Origin of the sequence: Campylobacter concisus, from assembly GCF_003048835.2 — a bacterium.
GTDB lineage: Bacteria > Campylobacterota > Campylobacteria > Campylobacterales > Campylobacteraceae > Campylobacter_A > Campylobacter_A concisus_D.
Window position 1 is genome coordinate 803,783 of record NZ_CP060705.1, and the last position, 16,636, is coordinate 820,418.

Consider the following 16,636-nt stretch of genomic DNA (forward strand, 5'->3'; position numbering starts at 1 on the left):
TTTTCTCCTTAAAAATTTAAAGGATTATAGATAAAAAATTATTATTACCACTTAAATTTCACAAATTTTCATAAAAAATTATATTTTTTCTTATCGAAATTTTAAAAATATTTTGGCTAAACTTAAACAAAAACAAAAGGCGCCTTATGCATCCTATATTAAAGGCATTTATCCCAACGGCAAATCTCATACAAAAAAGCTCGCCATTTGCCTGCGAAGTCGTGCTACACGATCTCTCGCACCCGCAGCGCTCAGTCGTCTACGTAGCTGGCGACGTCACTGGCAGAAAGGTCGGACAAAGCTTTGACCACCTTGTAAGTGAGGTCTTAAATAGTAAAAATTTCAAAGACGATTACGTGGCAAACTACTTTTTTACAAAGGACGAAAAGCTAGTGAAGTCCTCAACAGCTTTTATCAGAGATGAAGCAGGCGAGATCATAGGGGCGATATGCGTAAATGTCGATGCAAGCGTGGCAAAGAGCCTTTTTGAAATGGCTGGGAATTTCTTAAAAACGAGTGAAAATGAGCCAGATGGCGAGCAAAATGACGACGTAACAAAGATTGTCTTAGGCTTAATCGACAAGATCATCGCCAAAAACGAGGGTAAAAAGCTCAAAAAAGAGCAAAAGCTCGAGCTTGTTGGCTTTATGAACGAAAAGGGCATTTTTAACATCAAGGGCGCTATCGAGGTCGTAGCAGCCAAGCTAAACGTCTCAAAGATCACGATATATGGCTATTTAGACCAGCTTAAAAAGAAGCGTCCGTGAAGTGTAGGTGCTCTCACTGCAAGCAAAGCTTTGATGAAAGCGCGATGATAGAGGCTAAGGGTGGGCTTAAATTTTGCTGTGTCGGCTGCAAGGGCGTCTATGAAATTTTAAATGAAAGCGGCCTTGGCGAGTTTTACGAGAGGCTTGGCAAAAACACGCTAAATCCTGCAAGTAGCGGTGCAAATGTCAAAAATTTAGCTGCAAATTTTAGCGAGCTGGTGACAAAAGAGGGCGAGTTTTCTAAAATTTCACTTCTCATTGACGGCATAACCTGCTCGGCGTGCATCTGGCTGCTTGAAAAGGCGCTTTTTAGCCTGCCTGGCATCTTGGAGGTAAATATCAACTCGCTTAGCCAAAAGGCGGTCATCGTTTTTGACGAGCAAGAGCTTTTGGTGGAACAGATAATTGAGAAAATTTACGCCGTTGGCTACACTCCAAAGGCCTACGCAGCGAGCCAAAAAGAGGACGAGCTAGTCAAAAAAAGGCGAAATTTCTACGCAAAAGCGCTTGTTGGCGTCTTTGCCACGATGAATATCATGTGGCTGGCGATCGCGCAGTATGGCGGCTACTTTAGCGGTATCAGAAGCGACGTGAAGGACCTACTAAGCTTCGCGCAGTTTGTGCTGGCAACACCTGTGCTTTTCTACACCGGCAGCGAGTTTTTTAAAGGGGCAAAAATCGCCATTAAAAACGCCTCGCCAAATATGGACCTGCTTGTCATCACGGGGGCTAGCATAACCTATATCTACTCGATATTTGCGATGCTTACAAGAAGCGGCGAGAGTTATTTTGACTCGGTTGCTATGATCATAACCTTTGTTTTTATCGGTAAATTTTTAGAAATTTTAGGCAAGAAAAAGGCACTTGAGACTTCAAATTTCTTAAGCGACATGCTGCTTGCAAAAGTGTGCGTTTTAGAGGATGGCAAAGACATTTTAAAAGAGCCAAAGGATGTAAATTTAGGCGAAAAGATCGTGCTAAGAGCTGGCGAGAGGGCGCTACTTGACGGAGTGGTGCTTAGTGGCGAGGCAAGCATCGATAGTTCAAGCCTAACAGGCGAGAGTTTGCCACTTTTGCTAGGCTCTGGCGGCGAGGTCAAAAGCGGTGTTGTCTGCCTAAACGGGCAGATCGTCTATGAGACAGGGCAAATTTTTAAAAACTCATATCTTAATAAGCTTATAAATTTACTCCAAAACGCAGAGCTAAAAAAGCCAAATATCGAGCTAGCAGTCAATAAAATCGCCTCGAAATTCTCTCTTAGCGTGCTAACTCTAGCTTTTTTTACATTTTGGTTTTGGTATTTTAAATTTAGCTTTTCAGAAGCGGTAGTGACAGCTGTGAGCGTCATCGTGATCGCTTGCCCTTGTGCGCTTGCCCTTGCCACGCCAGTTAGCAGCGTTTGCGCCCTTGGGGTTGCCTTTAAAAACAAGGTGCTTTTTAAGGAGGCTAAATTTTTTGAAAGCCTTGCAAAGTGCGATGTGGCGGTATTTGACAAGACTGGGACGCTCACAAAGGCTAAATTTGAAGTGAGCGAGTTTTTTATAAAAGAGGGCGTGAGTATTGATAAAATTTACTCGCTTTGTCTCATCTCAAACCACCAAATAAGCGTGGCGGTGGCTGAGTTTTTAAAGCAAAAAGGCGCAAAAAAAGTTGAGCTTGAAAATGCAAATTTAAGCGTGGCAAAGGGAGTTAGCGCTGATATCGCAGGTGAGCGTTTTGTGGCTGGAAGTAGGCGCTTTTTGGCTGAAAACGGGGTGAAATTTGAAGAGAGTGAAGAAAATGTGAGCTTTTTTGTTGGCAAGCATGGCGAGCTGGTGGCTAAATTTTACCTAAAAGATAGCGTAAAGCCCGAGGCAAAGGCTTTGATAGACGAGCTAAAGAGTGCTGGCATGAAGGTGTGCATCCTAAGTGGCGACGTGCAAAATGTGGTAAAAAACGTAGCAGACGAGCTTGGCGTGAGCGAGTTTGGAGCAGGGATGCTGCCTGATGAAAAGGCTAAATTTATAGCTGGTCTTAAGCAGCAGGGCAAAAAGGTGCTGATGGTAGGGGACGGCATAAACGACGCAGCCGCACTTAGTCTTGCTCACGTGTCTATTTGCATGGGAAGTGGCGCTGCGGTGAGCTTAGAAAAAAGCGACGTGGTGCTACTTGATGACAGCCTTCAAAGCCTTGCAAAAGCGGTGAAAATTTCAAAATTTACTTATAAAACGATAAAGCAAAATTTACTCTTTTGCCTGCTTTATAACGCCCTTAGTCTGCCATTTGCCGTGTGTGGCTACGTCATGCCGCTATTTGCCGCGTTTTTCATGTCGGCAAGCTCGCTAAGCGTCATACTAAACTCGCTTTTTATAGTTAGAAAATTTAAGGACAAATAGTGGATACAACGACTCTTGCGATGCTTGTTTTTATCTCGGTTTTGATGGGGGCGGCCCTGCTTTTTGGCGTGCTTTGGGGGATAAAAAATAGGCAGTTTGAAGACTACCGCAAATTTTTAGACGGAGCGAATTTAGATGGCGAAGATGCGCTAAATGAAGCCTATGCACTCGAACTTCGCAAAAAAGAGGCACTAAAAAAGAGGCTAGAAGCTAGCAAAAATGAGCATGAAAGCAAGGGCGAGCATGATGAGGCCGACAAAAAACTCTAAAATTTTCCAAGAGATGGGCCTTGCAAAGATGGGCGCTAAAAATCTAGCCAGATAGCCAAGTGCAAAGAAAAAACAAAACGAGGCAAGACTGGCTCCCACGCCAAATATCAAATTTTCATCTTTAAATTTAGTAGAAACCGAGCCTATTAGGATCATGGTGTCAAGATAGACGTGAGGATTTAGCCAAGTAAATGCGAGCGTTAAAAGGATGTTTTTCTTTAAATTTGATCTGGCATAATCGCTGCTGGTATCCATGCTAAGATCCTTAAAAAAGCACGCATGAAAGCTCTTTAGTGCGTAAAATAGTAAAAATAAAAAGCCACCATATAGGGTGATTTGCTTGATGATAGAAAAATTTTGCACGAGGCTACCAAGCCCAAAAACTCCTGCAAAGATCAAGAGGGCGTCGCTAATAGCGCAAATAAGGCAGATGATAAAGATATTTTCTCTTTTGATGCCCTGTTTTAGCACAAATGCGTTTTGCGCGCCAATGGCTAAAATGAGCGATAAAGAGGTGAAAAATCCAGATATAAACGCTTGCAAATTTATCCTTTTCGCTAAAGTTTGGCTTAAATTTAGCAAAATTTAACTTTATCATAACCATAAATTTATGCCTTTTTTTATAAAATCAGCAAATTAAAATTGCAAAAAGGAAAGCAGTTGCAAGCACTAGCCCTAAAATATCGACCAAAAAATTTTGACGAGCTCATCGGACAAGAAGCCGTAAGCAAGAGCCTAACCCACGCACTTGATGAGAACAGAGTGAGCCATGCCTATTTGTTTTCAGGCCTTAGGGGAAGCGGCAAGACATCGAGCGCTAGGATATTTGCAAAGGCTTTGGTCTGCGAGAAAGGGCCAACTTCTAGGCCTTGTGAGGTCTGCGCGCAGTGCGTGATGGCAAACGAGTCGCGCCACATGGATATCATCGAGATGGACGCAGCCAGCCACAGAAAGATCGACGATATAAGGGAACTCATCGAGCAGACAAAATACGCTCCGACGGCTGCTAGATATAAAATTTTCATCATCGACGAAGTGCATATGCTAACAAAAGAGGCGTTTAATGCGCTCTTAAAGACGCTTGAAGAGCCGCCAAGCTACGTTAAATTTATCCTTGCAACCACCGACCCTTTGAAGCTGCCAACAACGGTGCTTTCAAGGACGCAGCATTTTAGATTTAAGCAAATAAGCAGATATGAGATCGTAAAACACCTTGAATTTATCCTTAGCAAAGAGGGCGTGAGCTACGAGAGGGAGGCGCTTGAGATACTAGCTAGAAGTGGCGGCGGCTCGCTAAGAGATACACTAACACTGCTTGATCAAGCTATTATTTATGGCGCTGGCAATATCACAAAATCAAGCGTGGCGGAGATGCTTGGTCTTCTTGATCCAAGTAGGATCGAGCAGATCATCGAGCACGTTGCAAATGCCGATAAAAACGCCATAAGAGTGCTAGTAACCGAGCTTGAGACCTATGAGCCAGAGATGATCATAGATGAAATTTTGGCAAATTTAAAGCAGAGATTTTTAGATAACGACCCAAAATTTTCACTTCTTATATATGAGAGATTTTTTAGGATATTGGCGCAGGCAAAGTCGATGTTAAGCGTATCAAGCGACAATGGCTTTGTGCTGATGCTTATGCTTTTTATGATGATAGAGGCGCTAAATTTACAAGATATCGATGAAGCCATAAAGCTTGCTAAGAGCGAGCCTAGTGTGGCTATAGAGCCAAAAGCTGGCGTGAGTGAGCAAATTTTAGCCATAAAAGAAGCGCCAAAGTCGCCCTACGAGCAGTTTGTGGCAAAAATTTATGATAGAAGCTTTGAGCTTGGAGAAATTTTTAAAAATCACATAAGTTTTAGCTTTTTAAATGAAAATGAGCTTGGCTTGGTCGTCAATGCAACTGGCGATGAGCTCGCGTTTTTCAAAAAAAGCTGGGGCGTAATGCATGAAATTTTACATACAATTTTTGGTAAAAAAATAAAGATCGTAAATGCCAAAACTCAAATTCCTGCCGCAAAGCCAGAGCCTCAAACTCCGCCACAAGAGCCACAGGATAAATATAGCTACCTTGATGAGGAGATCGCCAAGATAAAGGCTAGACAGCAAGACGAGCAAAAAGATGAGCCAGCAAGCAAGCCCGAGGTAGTGCCTGAAACTAGTGTAAATACGCTATCTCAGCCACAAAATGACTTTGCAAAAGAGCTGATGTCGCTAAGTCAGAGCAAGAGCCCAGAAGAGCTTAAAAAGCAAAGAGAAGAGGGCGTTATAAAAGAGGCAAATAGGCTCTTTGGACAGCCTGAAGTGCAAAATAGCTAGGGATTTGGCTCTTTTGTAAATTTGCTTGATTTAGCGCTTTAAATTTGACTTTTCTGGCGTAAATTTTTAAATAAAAGTGGTCAAATTTAGCTTTTTTAATAAATTTATCTGCGGTGGCAATATTGGCTAAATAAAATCCTAAATTTATATTGCAAATTTAAAAGAGCTAGGGCTTGTTAAATTTAAACTTTTAATGATGTAGATAAATTTAAAATTCTGGTAAATTTGCCCCTTATTTGCAAAATAAAATTTAGTTCAAAATTTATCCGCCATGGCTTTTTTGGATATGGGCTTAAATTTCTAAATTTGCATGAACTTAGGCTTATTAAATTTAACCTTTCTAAAGCAAAATTTCTAAATAAAATTAGTCAAAATTTAGCTTGTTGTTTTGTTTTGATGCTTAAATTTAAAGCCAAAATTTATCTGCTATGACCATTTTTGCTAGGCAAAATATCTAAAATAAAAAACAAATTTACAATGGTTATAACTTGTTAATTTTTAAATTTATCCTTTTGGACAAAATTTCTAAACAAAAGTAGCCAAAATTTAGATAGGTGTTTTTGTTTTTATGTTTAAAGCTTGAAGTCTTAAATTTATCCGCCATGGCTTTTTGGATATGGGCTTAAAAATCTAAATTTGCATGAGTTTGGGCTTATTAAATTTAAAATTTATTCTTGTGCGTAAAGCTAAATTTAGCTCAAAATTTAACTATATAGACTTTATATTTAAAAAAGTCCCCAAGCCCAAAAAAGCTTGGAGATTGCGTTTTAGCAAGAGAAGCAAGTCTTAAATTCATAAGCGGTTGGACGTGCTTCGTAAGGCCAAACCTGAGTTTCAAATTTCATGTGCTGATAAGTGTCGATGAAAAGATCGGTCATTATCGGTTTTAGGTATTCGTTATCGCGGATAAGCGCTTCAAGGCTGCCACGAAGTGTGTGTGGTAGCTGCTCGATGCCACGCTCTCTGATCTCATCTAGGTGAAGTTTAAATAAATTTTCATCCATCGGACCAACTGGCTCGTATTTGTTTTTAACGCCGTCAAGCCCTGCCATTAACATCGCTGAGAAGGCTAGATAAGGGTTTGCTGTGCTATCTGGAAATCTCATCTCAGCTCTAACTGACTTCTCGCCAGCTCCGTAAGGTATGCGGATGCTCGCTGAGCGGTTTTGGCTTGAGTAGGTGAGGATAGATGGCGCTTCAAAGCCTGGGATTAGGCGTTTGTAGCTATTTGTGCTTGGGTTTGTGAAAGCTGCAACGCTTCTTGCGTGTTTTAAAACGCCACCGATGTAGTGCCTTGCAAAGTCACTTAAATTTGCGTAGTTGCCCTCTTTGTAGAATAAATTTTTGCCATCTTTCCAGACTGATTGATGCACGTGCATGCCGCTGCCGTTGTCGCCGTAGAGTGGTTTTGGCATAAATGTAACTGTCTTGCCGTTTAGGTGAGCGACCATGCGAACGACGTATTTGTAAATTTGAACGTTGTCAGCAGCCTCGACTAGGTTGCCAAATTTCACGCCGATCTCGCCTTGACCTTGTGCGACCTCGTGGTGTCCTAAAAATACTTCAAGACCAACTTGCTCTAAAACTTGCATCATTTCAGCTCTTAGATCGACCATGCTGTCGATTGGCTGAGTCATCAAGTAGCCGCCTTTTCTTCGTGGGCGGTGACCTGTGTTGTAGCTATCTTTGAAGTCTGCAGCGTCGTTCCACTCGCCTTCTTCGCTATCTACTTGATACATCGCGCAGTTTGGGCTGTCGATGATTTTTACATTATCAAATACAAAAAATTCGTTCTCAGGGCCAAAATAAGCCTCATCGCCAAGGCCGCTATCTTTTACATATTGCATCGCTCTTTTTGCGATCGAGCGAGGGCATTTTTCATAAATTTGACCTTTGTAGATGTCGAAAATGTCGCAAAAAACAACGACTGTGATATCAGAGGTAAATGGGTCCAAAAACGCAGATGTCGCTTCTGGCTTCATTATCATATCGCTCTTGTCGATAGGCTGCCAGCCGTTCATCGAGCTAGCGTCCATCGGGATGCCGTTTGTGAAATTCTCTTTTGTAACAGCTTTTATGTTGTAGCTTATGCTGTGCCAAGCGCCGTTTAGATCGGTAAATCTAAAATCTACAAATTTAACTTCATTTTCTTTGCAAAAATCAAAAAAATGATCGATGTTTTGGACAAATTTTCCCATTTTTTATCTCCTTCTGGTTTTTAATTTTCGTATTGTATCACAAAATTTTATATTTAAGATTATCTTTATATTTTATTTGACCCCAAACTAAAATTTTACTAATTCTCTATCTCTATTTTTAAATATCGCACACTTTGAATATCCCAAATTTCTAGCTATCTGCTCGCAAATTTCGCCGTTTTTGCCGATATCTTCTTTGGCGTGAGCGTCTGAGCCAAAGGTGATGGTTATGTCATTTTCAGCGATAAGCTCAAGTAAATTTATGCTTGGATATTGCTCGCCGATAGGCTTTCTAAAGCCAGCTGCGTTTATCTCAACCACCAAATTTGCCTCTTTTATCGCTTTTATGGCGTTTTTGGCTAGGATCCTGACATCTTTTTTAGGTAAAAATTTAAAGAGTTTTAAAAGATCGATGTGCCCCATGATGTCAAATTTACCAAGTTTGGCTGATCTTTCTATGTGATCAAAATACTCCTGCCAAATTTGATCCAAGTCTTTGCCCTCGTAACCACCGATAAATTCAGGGTTGTCAAACGCCCAGCCGTTAAAAAAATGCACAGAGCCTATTAGATAATCAACCTTTCTAGCAAAAACTCGCTCGTCCATAAAGCCATCTAAAAAGTCCATCTCGTAGCCAAGTAAAATTTCTATCTCACCGCCAAATTCCTCTCTTAAACGTAAAATTTCGTCTTCGTAGCTTTGCATCTCTTCAAATTTCATCCTATAAGCTTCATCGTAGTTCATCGGCGCGTGATCGCTAAAGCCAAAGTATTTTGTGTTAGCTTTTATAGCGCATCTCACAAATTCTAGCGGTTCGCCAACTGCGTGGTTGCAAAGCGGTGTGTGGTTGTGAAGATCGACGGTCATTTTTAGCCTTTTAAAGTCGTTTATTTTTCAAAAATGCTACCTAAAATTTGATAAATTTAAAGATAAACGCATACTTTTTAAACTTTCTTTTTATTTAAATCCTATATAATCAAGGCAAATTTTATTAGGAGCTTTTATGACCCAAGAGGAACTTGACGCGCTTATGGCAGGCGGATTAGAGGATGATTTAGGTGATACTAAAGATGCCAGCCAAGAGGTCGCGGACGTCAAAGAGGAAACAGACGAGGTAGCAGAAGTTGCAGAGGCAATGAGTGCTAAAGCAGATGAGCCACAAGCAAAGTCAGAGAGTAGCTCAAAACAGAGCGAAAACTACAGAGTGAGTGCAGACGGCGTTTGGCCACCACCACCACCGACTGAAGACCATAAAATGGTACATCAGCTTGACGACGTGACAAGAGATAGCGAAGAGAAAGCTACTCAGATGTTTGACAAGCTTGAGACGATAAATAACTTTTTCATGGACGCCGAGAGCGACTCAAATAGCCTAAAAGACGCAATAAACTCAAACGTTGAGCTATTTACGACACTAAGTGAGAAATTTCCAAATATCGCTGCATTTAGCGAAGCTTTAGAGAAAAACAACTCGCTTCTTGGCACGATCGATAATATCATCTCAAATTTACAAATGGGACAAGATGAGATCATGATGGCTATGGATATGATGCAGTATCAAGACATCCACAGGCAAAAGATAGAGCGTGTTATCAACGTTATGAGGGCACTTAGCAAATATATGAATACATTGTTTGAAGGCCGCATTGACGATGAAAAACGTGTTGGTTCTGCTGTTCATATCGCTGGTGATACAACAACAGAAAACCTTGTCAGTAACGACGACATCGAAGCCTTGATAGAAAGTCTGGGTAAAAAATAGTGCTAAAAAGGCCTGAGCTTTTATCTCCAGCTGGAAATTTAACAAAACTTAAAATCGCCCTTGAATACGGAGCCGACGCTGTTTATGGCTCTGTGGCTAGCTTTTCACTAAGGACTAGATCAGCAAGGGAGTTTAACCTTGAAACATTCAAAGAGGCGATAGACTACACACACGAAAGAGGAAAGAAATTTTATGCGACCATAAATGCTTTTCCTTTTAACTCTCAGATAGAGCCACTAAAACGCCACCTACAAACCATCTCGGCGATGAAGCCAGATGCCTTTATTATCGCAACTCCAGGCGTCATGAGCCTAGCAAAAGAGATCGCTCCAGATATCGAGATACACCTATCAACTCAGGCAAACGTTATGAACGTGCTGGATGCTAAAATTTATCACGATATGGGCGCAAAACGCATTGTTGTGGCTAGAGAGATGAATTTAAAAGATGTTATAAAGATAAAAGAGGAAATTCCAACCCTTGATATCGAAATTTTCGTCCATGGCTCGATGTGCTTTGCCTACTCTGGTAGGTGCTTGGTAAGCTCAGTGCAAAGCGGTCGTATGTCAAACCGCGGCAGCTGCGCAAATGACTGCAGGTTTAAGTATGAACTCTATGCCAAAAATGAAGAGAGCGGCGTGCTTTTTCGCTTAGAAGAGGACGAAAACGGCACTCACATCATGAACTCAAAGGATCTTTGCCTCATCTCACACATCAAAGAGATCGTTGATAGCGGCGTAATAGATAGCTTTAAGATAGAGGGCCGCACAAAGAGCGAATACTACGCAGCCTGCACGGCAAGAGCCTATAAAATGGCGATAGATGACGCCATGGACGATAAATTTGACGCGCAAATTTATGAAAATGAGATAAATACGCTGAAAAATCGCGGCTTTACGGACGGCTACTTGGTACATAGACCCTATGAGCGAACCGATACGCAAAATCACGTTAGTAGCCTAGAAGAGGGCACACATCAGGTAAATGCAATAAGTGAAGATGGTGAATTTTTTAAGTGTAAATTTAAAATTTTCCCAGATAAGGGCTACGAGATCGTAGCACCTACTGGCTCACATATAGATGATGGTGAAAATGAAATTTCAAAGGTCTATTCACAAGATGGCAAGAAATTTATCAAATTTAAGCAGCTCATCACCAAAAAAGGCAAGGTCATGAGCGAAATTCACAGCGGTAATGAAAATGAGATAAACCTCGGCGTTAAGCTGCCAAAATTTAGTTTTTTAAGGGAGAAAATATGAAATTTGTTTCTATTATAATGGGAAGTAAAAGCGACTATGAGATCGTTAGCGAGGCGGCAAAGACTCTGGAGAAATTTGGCGTAAAATATGAACTGATAATCAGCTCAGCCCACAGAAGCCCAAAAAGAACTAGCGAATACGTCGCAAATGCCGAGAAAAAGGGTGCAAAAGTCTTCATCGCAGCTGCTGGCATGGCAGCTCACTTAGCTGGTGCGATCGCCGCAAACACAACAAAACCAGTGATCGGCATACCAATGGCTGGCTCAGCTCTAAGCGGCGTTGATGCACTTTACTCAACCGTGCAAATGCCAAGTGGCATGCCAGTGGCAACCCTAGCTATCGGCAAGGCTGGTGCGATAAATGCAGCCTATCTTGCGGTGCAAATTTTAGCCCTTGAAGATGAGGGGCTAGCAAATGCGCTAAAAGCCGACAGAGAGGCGAAGATAAAGGCTTTAGAGGATGATTCTTCAAAGATTGAAGTGATACTATAAAAGGAGAAGCGGTGCAGACCTATCTTGGAGTTGATGAATTTTGCAAACTTGTGCACTTGGAGCGCGAAGTTATCGAGGATATGATAAATCGTGGCGTTTTGAAAACCAAAGAGGAAAATGGAGAAATTTTGATAGAAGCGAGCGAGGGAACGATGAGCGTGGTGCCTAGTGTTTCGCAAAATTTATCTTTGCAGCCGCAAAGTCAAGATGGTTTTACCTTTGTTGAAAAGACGATCGGCACGATACTAAATTTACACGAAAAGGTGCTTGACGCAAAAGATGAGACGCTTGAAACCTTAAGAAATGAGAATAAATTTTTAAAAGAGGCGCTCATTTCGATGCAAGAGCTCTATGACGAGGATAGAAAAACGGTCGAAACACTTACAAAACAGCTTAAAATTTCACAAGATGAAGTTGAATTTCTAAAGCGAAAATACAAGCTCATGTGGAACCAAGCGGTTGAAAATTTTAACGGACAAAAGTAGTTTATGAAGACTATAAATTTAGAAGATAGCTTTGAAATTTATGGAGTAAAAACTCGCACTAAAAATGAAGATGAAATGGACGGCAACGGTAAAATTCCAGCTTTATGGTCCAAATTTATGAGTGAATACTATGATGGCAAGAGTGAAATTTATAGTGTTTACTGTAACTACGAAAGTGATTTTAATGGACATTACGATAACTTCATCGGCACAATATCACGCCAAAAAGATAGTGAAAATTTAAATATACAAAGCGGAAAGTACGCTCTTTTTAGCTTTGCAAATGAGCCACAAAATGTTGCAAAATTTTGGGATGAAATTTGGAGATATTTTGAAAGTAGCGAGCTAGAAAGAACCTATAAAACAGACTTTGAAAAATACCTAAAAAATAAAATAGAAATTTATATATCAATAAAATAAAAGGCAAAAAATGACATTTTCACAAATAATACTAACGCTTCAAAACTATTGGCAAGAGCAAGGCTGCGTCATACTTCAGCCATACGACATGCCAGCAGGTGCGGGCACATATCACCAAGCGACATTTTTAAGAAGCCTTGGACCAAAGCCATGGGCGACCGCATACGTAGCTCCAAGTCGCCGTCCGACTGATGGTAGATACGGCGAAAACCCAAACCGCCTTGGCGCTTACTATCAGTTTCAAGTGCTCATAAAACCAAGTCCAGAAAATATCCAGGAGCTTTATCTAAAAAGCCTTGAAAGACTTGGTTTAAATTTGAAAAATCACGACATCCGCTTTGTCGAAGACAACTGGGAGAGCCCGACGCTGGGCGCTTGGGGGCTTGGTTGGGAGGTCTGGCTAGATGGCATGGAAGTGACGCAATTTACCTATTTTCAACAAGTTGGCGGCATCGCATGCGAGCTCATATCTGGCGAGATAACATACGGCCTTGAGCGCTTAGCGATGTACTTGCAGGACGTAAATAGCGTCTACGACATCGTTTGGGACGACTCTAATGGCAACATCGTAACCTACGCCGACGTGCACAAACAAGGCGAGTACGAGTGGAGCAAATATAACTTTGAAGTGGCAAACGTTGATATGCTTTTTAACCAGTTTGAAAACGCATTTGGCGAGTGCAAACGCTGCTTGGAGGCCAAAATTTCACTGCCAGCGTATGATTACTGCATGCTTGCAGCTCATACGTTTAACGTCCTTGACGCGCGCGGAGCGATCAGCGTGACGCAAAGACAAGACTACATCTTGAAAATTCGCGAGCTTGCAAAAGAGTGCGCGCTAACATATAAAGAGAGCTTAGAGTAAAAGTAAAATTTGATGAAAATAGCTGAAATTTATAAAATCTTAGATGAAATTTGCCCGTTTGCGAGCCAAGAGGGCTGGGATAATAGTGGCCTGCAGGTTGGCTCATTTGACAGCGAATTTGAGCGAATTTATCTAAGCCTTGATCTTGATAGCGAGCTTTTGCAAAATGTCTTACCAAACTCGCTCATTATTACGCATCATCCGCTCATTTTTAAAGGGTTAAAGTGCCTAGACTACAGCCTCTATCCAAGCTCGCTCATAAGAGAGATGGTGATAAAAAATATCTCGCTCATCTCACTTCACACAAATGCCGATCTTGCATTTTTAAATGAAAAATTTGTAACGCAGGTTTTGGGGCTTGAAATTTCAAGCAAAGAGGGCTTTTTGATCTACGCTGATGTGAATATGAAATTTAGCGAGCTTTGTAAATTTGTAAAAGAAAAACTTGGGCTAGAAAATTTAAGAGCCGTTCATGCAAAAGATGAAATTTCTAAAATTTGTATCTGTACTGGAAGTGGCGCAGATCTCATGCAAGATGTCAAAGCAGACGCCTTTTTAACGGGCGATCTAAAGTATCACCAAGCCCTTTATGCAAAGGAAAATGGACTAAATTTGATCGACATAAACCACTATGAAAGCGAGCGTTATTTTAGTGATTTTTTAGCAAAATATTTGCAAAATCTAAAAATTGAAGTTATAATAAGCAATTCTAAAAACCCATTTACATATTGCTAACAAAAAAAGGAAACATTATGAATAAATATTTACAACAATTAGTTGAATTATCTGATCTTGACAAACAAATAGACGGCTTCACGCCGCGTATACAAGAAGTAGAAAAAGCCTATAAAAGCATAGAAGAAGAGTGTGAAACTATAGCGGTTAATGCAGAAAGACTTGACGAAGAGGTAAATGATCTAAAATCACAAAAATCAGGCACAAACGCCCATATCGCAGAATTTAGCGCCAAGATCAAAGACGTAGCCAAAAAAAGCTCGAGCGCTAAAGGCGAAAAAGAGATAAAAGCGCTAGGTCTAGAAGAAGATATCGCAAAAGAGCAGCTTGAAGCAGCAAACGAAGAGATCGCTAGACTTGAAAAACTAATAGACAATAAAAATGCTCAAAAAGATGAGCTAAATGCTAAAAAAACAGAGCTTGAAGGAAATTTAGAAAAGATAAAAAGCGAGGTTTCCTCTGAGCTTGAAAAGATCGAAAAAGAGCGCAAAGAGGTATATGCTAAAAAAGATAAACTTGTCGCTGCGATGAATCAAAAGATATTAGCATTTTACGAAAAGATCAGAAAATGGGCTCACAACACAGCCGTTGTGCCTGTTAAAAAACAAGCTTGCTATGGTTGCTTTATGCAGATAAATGATAAAACTTTCTCTGCGGTTGTAAAAGGCGAAGATATCGTCACTTGCCCGCATTGTGGCAGAATTTTGTATAAACAAGAGCAATAACACACTTTCGTGATAATAATATATTATTTTTTAGCCTCAATACTCTATTTTTTTGGGGCTATTTTTCTACTTTTATTAAGTTTTAAAAAAAAGTATCGCAGATCGATCCCAGCACGTTTTTTTATCTTTAATAACCCCAAATTTCAAGACGCAGATGTGCATTTTCACGCTTGCTCGTTTGGCGAGGTGCAAGCGCTTAAGCCTTTGATGCAAAAATTTGACAGCAAGGCCATAAGCGTGGTGACAAATACTGGCTTTGAAGCGGCAAGTAAAATTTGTTCTAACACAAGATTTTTGCCATTTGAAATTTTCTTGCCATTTTGGTTAAAAAAGAGCAAAATTTTAGTCATTTTTGAGGCAGAACTTTGGCTTATGCTAGTTTTTATGGCGAAGCTAAAAGGCAGCCGCGTGATCCTTATAAACGCAAGAATTTCAGATAGAAGCTACAAAAGTTATTTAAAATTTGGTTTTTTTTACAAATATCTTTTTAAATTTATAGATACAATTTACGCCCAAAGCGAGCTTGATAAAGAGAGGCTAAAGTCGCTTGGAGCTGGCAAAATAGAGGTCGTTGGCAACATAAAAGCTGCATTTTTGCCAAGCGTGAGTAAAATTTATGAAAAGCCAAAAGCTAGGGTGATAGTACTAGCAAGCACGCATGCGGGCGAAGAAGAGATGATTTTAGATAATTTAAATTTAAAAGAAAACGATCTATTAATCATCGCACCACGCCATCCTGAGAGATTTGCAGAGGTGGAAAAGCTAGCTAGCGACTACGCTAAAAAGCATGATTTTAGCTTTGCTAAATTTAGCCAAACGCATAAATTTGATGCTAAAGTAAATTTGCTTGATACTTTAGGCGAGCTTGTAAATGTCTATGCCATTAGCGATATAGTCGTGCTTGGAGGCAGTTTTGTGCCAAATATCGGCGGGCATAATCCAATCGAGTGCGCTAAATTTAACCCAGTGATAATTAGCGGCGAGTTTATATTTAACCAAAAGGCGTTATTTGGCTTAGTTGAAAACATCTACATCGCAAAAGCAAGCGAGATCGGCGGCATAATGGGTAGTGACGCCAAAAAGAGCAAGATCACCGTGCAAGCAAGCGCTGATGCGATCATAGAAGATATAAGGAGCACTTTATGAGTGAAGAAAAAGCGTATAAAATTTTAGCCAAACAAAAAAATATCTCAAACAACGAGGCAAAGGAGCTAATCGACAGCGGACTAGTCTATGCCAAGGGGCAAAAGGTGATGATAGCTCGTGCCTTGATGAGTGAAAATACTAAATTTAACGTCGAAGATATGCCAAAGCCAAGCGTTATCTTTGAAGATGAAAATTTAATAGCCATCAATAAACCAGCTGCAATAACTAGTGAAAAAATCAGCCAAATGTATAAATTTCCACTCCTTCATAGGCTAGATAAAGACACAAGCGGCGTGCTGCTTCTTGTAAAAAATGATGAATTTGCAAGCCTTGCCATAAATGAGTTTAAAAAGATGAAGGTTGAGAAAATTTACGTGGCCGCAGTTAGGGGCATCATGAGCGAGGAGGTTGTCGTAAATGAGCCGATCTTAACGATAAAAAATAAAAATGGCGCCATTTCGAAGATATCAAAAGATGGCAAAGAGGCGATCAGTGAAATTTCACCGCTCATGGTTGTGGGCAAAAAAACGCTGGTAAAAGTTGCCATAAAAACAGGTAGGACGCATCAGATAAGGGTGCATTTGGCTAGTTTAAATTTACCTATCGTTGGCGATGAGAAATACGGCAAAAATAGAGCAAATAGAATGTTTTTACATGCTTATTCTATCGCGCTTTTAAATTATAAATTCAAAGCGCCGATTCCAAAAGAATTTAACTCTCTTGGATTTGAGATATCTAATAAATTTGAAATTTAAAGAGCAATAAAGAAATTATTTAGTAATATACGCCCTTTAATAACAACTTAGAAAGGTGATTA

General features: G+C 40.4%; 17 protein-coding genes. 14 read left to right on the top strand and 3 right to left on the bottom strand.

Translation table 11 applies throughout. The annotated features are described in order from the left end of the window. Positions 1–146 precede the first annotated feature (146 nt). From CVT08_RS04000 to ccoS, 3 genes are read left to right on the top strand one after another with little or no spacing between them, the layout of a single operon-like run. Entirely contained in the window at positions 147–767 is a 621-nt protein-coding gene (locus CVT08_RS04000; RefSeq protein ID WP_107856290.1) for a helix-turn-helix transcriptional regulator, read from the top strand. Next, positions 764–3,142 (top strand): heavy metal translocating P-type ATPase, encoded by a 2,379-nt coding sequence (locus CVT08_RS04005; protein WP_107856291.1) that lies wholly within the window; start codon positions 764–766, stop codon positions 3,140–3,142. The genes CVT08_RS04000 and CVT08_RS04005 overlap by 4 nt, the downstream gene beginning before the upstream one ends. Beyond that, positions 3,142–3,411 (top strand): cbb3-type cytochrome oxidase assembly protein CcoS, encoded by a 270-nt coding sequence (gene ccoS, locus CVT08_RS04010; RefSeq protein WP_002941816.1) that lies wholly within the window; start codon positions 3,142–3,144, stop codon positions 3,409–3,411. The genes CVT08_RS04005 and ccoS overlap by 1 nt, the downstream gene beginning before the upstream one ends. Here the strand turns inward: ccoS and CVT08_RS04015 are convergent. After that, a complete protein-coding gene (locus CVT08_RS04015; protein ID WP_230855954.1) occupies positions 3,346–3,954 on the bottom strand; it encodes a LysE/ArgO family amino acid transporter in 609 nt (202 codons plus the stop codon). The genes ccoS and CVT08_RS04015 overlap by 66 nt on opposite strands. Before the next feature lie 117 nt (positions 3,955–4,071). Here CVT08_RS04015 and CVT08_RS04020 point away from each other — a divergent pair, with 117 nt between their 5' ends. Beyond that, entirely contained in the window at positions 4,072–5,733 is a 1,662-nt protein-coding gene (locus CVT08_RS04020) for a DNA polymerase III subunit gamma/tau (protein WP_107856293.1), read from the top strand. A gap of 767 nt (positions 5,734–6,500) precedes the next feature. Here CVT08_RS04020 and glnA read toward each other — a convergent pair. Continuing rightward, positions 6,501–7,931: a type I glutamate--ammonia ligase gene (gene glnA / locus CVT08_RS04025; protein ID WP_107856294.1), complete on the bottom strand. Its 1,431-nt coding sequence runs from the start codon at positions 7,929–7,931 to the stop codon at positions 6,501–6,503. 87 nt (positions 7,932–8,018) lie between these two features. Next, complete coding sequence (locus CVT08_RS04030) at positions 8,019–8,798, bottom strand: histidinol-phosphatase (protein WP_107856295.1); 780 nt, start codon at positions 8,796–8,798, stop codon at positions 8,019–8,021. 136 nt (positions 8,799–8,934) lie between these two features. On the opposite strand from CVT08_RS04030, the gene CVT08_RS04035 reads away from it, so the two are divergent. Genes CVT08_RS04035 through CVT08_RS04080 form a run of 10 tightly spaced genes read left to right on the top strand, consistent with a single transcriptional unit; the run spans position 8,935 to position 16,574 of the window. Then, a complete protein-coding gene (locus tag CVT08_RS04035; RefSeq protein WP_107856296.1) occupies positions 8,935–9,693 on the top strand; it encodes a chemotaxis protein in 759 nt (252 codons plus the stop codon). After that, complete coding sequence (locus CVT08_RS04040; RefSeq protein WP_107856297.1) at positions 9,693–10,952, top strand: peptidase U32 family protein; 1,260 nt, start codon at positions 9,693–9,695, stop codon at positions 10,950–10,952. Before CVT08_RS04035 ends, CVT08_RS04040 begins: the two co-directional genes overlap by 1 nt. Next, the gene (purE, locus tag CVT08_RS04045) at positions 10,949–11,443 is read left to right on the top strand and encodes a 5-(carboxyamino)imidazole ribonucleotide mutase (RefSeq protein WP_107856298.1); all 495 of its coding nucleotides are present in this window, start codon (positions 10,949–10,951) and stop codon (positions 11,441–11,443) included. Before CVT08_RS04040 ends, purE begins: the two co-directional genes overlap by 4 nt. Before the next feature lie 11 nt (positions 11,444–11,454). After that, positions 11,455–11,928, top strand: coding sequence for a DUF3972 domain-containing protein (locus CVT08_RS04050; protein WP_103567334.1), 474 nt, complete (start codon positions 11,455–11,457; stop codon positions 11,926–11,928). A 3-nt stretch (positions 11,929–11,931) separates the two neighbouring features. Next, the gene (locus CVT08_RS04055; RefSeq protein WP_103573267.1) at positions 11,932–12,348 is read left to right on the top strand and encodes a GyrI-like domain-containing protein; all 417 of its coding nucleotides are present in this window, start codon (positions 11,932–11,934) and stop codon (positions 12,346–12,348) included. A 10-nt stretch (positions 12,349–12,358) separates the two neighbouring features. Then, entirely contained in the window at positions 12,359–13,213 is an 855-nt protein-coding gene (glyQ, locus tag CVT08_RS04060) for a glycine--tRNA ligase subunit alpha (protein WP_107856299.1), read from the top strand. Positions 13,214–13,225: 12 nt separating this feature from the next. Continuing rightward, complete coding sequence (locus CVT08_RS04065; protein ID WP_107856300.1) at positions 13,226–13,948, top strand: Nif3-like dinuclear metal center hexameric protein; 723 nt, start codon at positions 13,226–13,228, stop codon at positions 13,946–13,948. Between the two features lie 17 nt (positions 13,949–13,965). Then, on the top strand, positions 13,966–14,673 hold the full coding sequence (locus CVT08_RS04070) for a zinc ribbon domain-containing protein (protein WP_107856301.1): 708 nt from the start codon (positions 13,966–13,968) through the stop codon (positions 14,671–14,673). 9 nt (positions 14,674–14,682) lie between these two features. Next, positions 14,683–15,819 carry a lipid IV(A) 3-deoxy-D-manno-octulosonic acid transferase gene (gene waaA / locus CVT08_RS04075; protein WP_107856302.1) on the top strand — a complete coding sequence of 379 codons (1,137 nt, stop codon included), beginning with the start codon at positions 14,683–14,685 and terminating at the stop codon, positions 15,817–15,819. After that, positions 15,816–16,574 (top strand): RluA family pseudouridine synthase, encoded by a 759-nt coding sequence (locus tag CVT08_RS04080; protein ID WP_107856303.1) that lies wholly within the window; start codon positions 15,816–15,818, stop codon positions 16,572–16,574. Before waaA ends, CVT08_RS04080 begins: the two co-directional genes overlap by 4 nt. Positions 16,575–16,636: the final 62 nt, after the last annotated feature.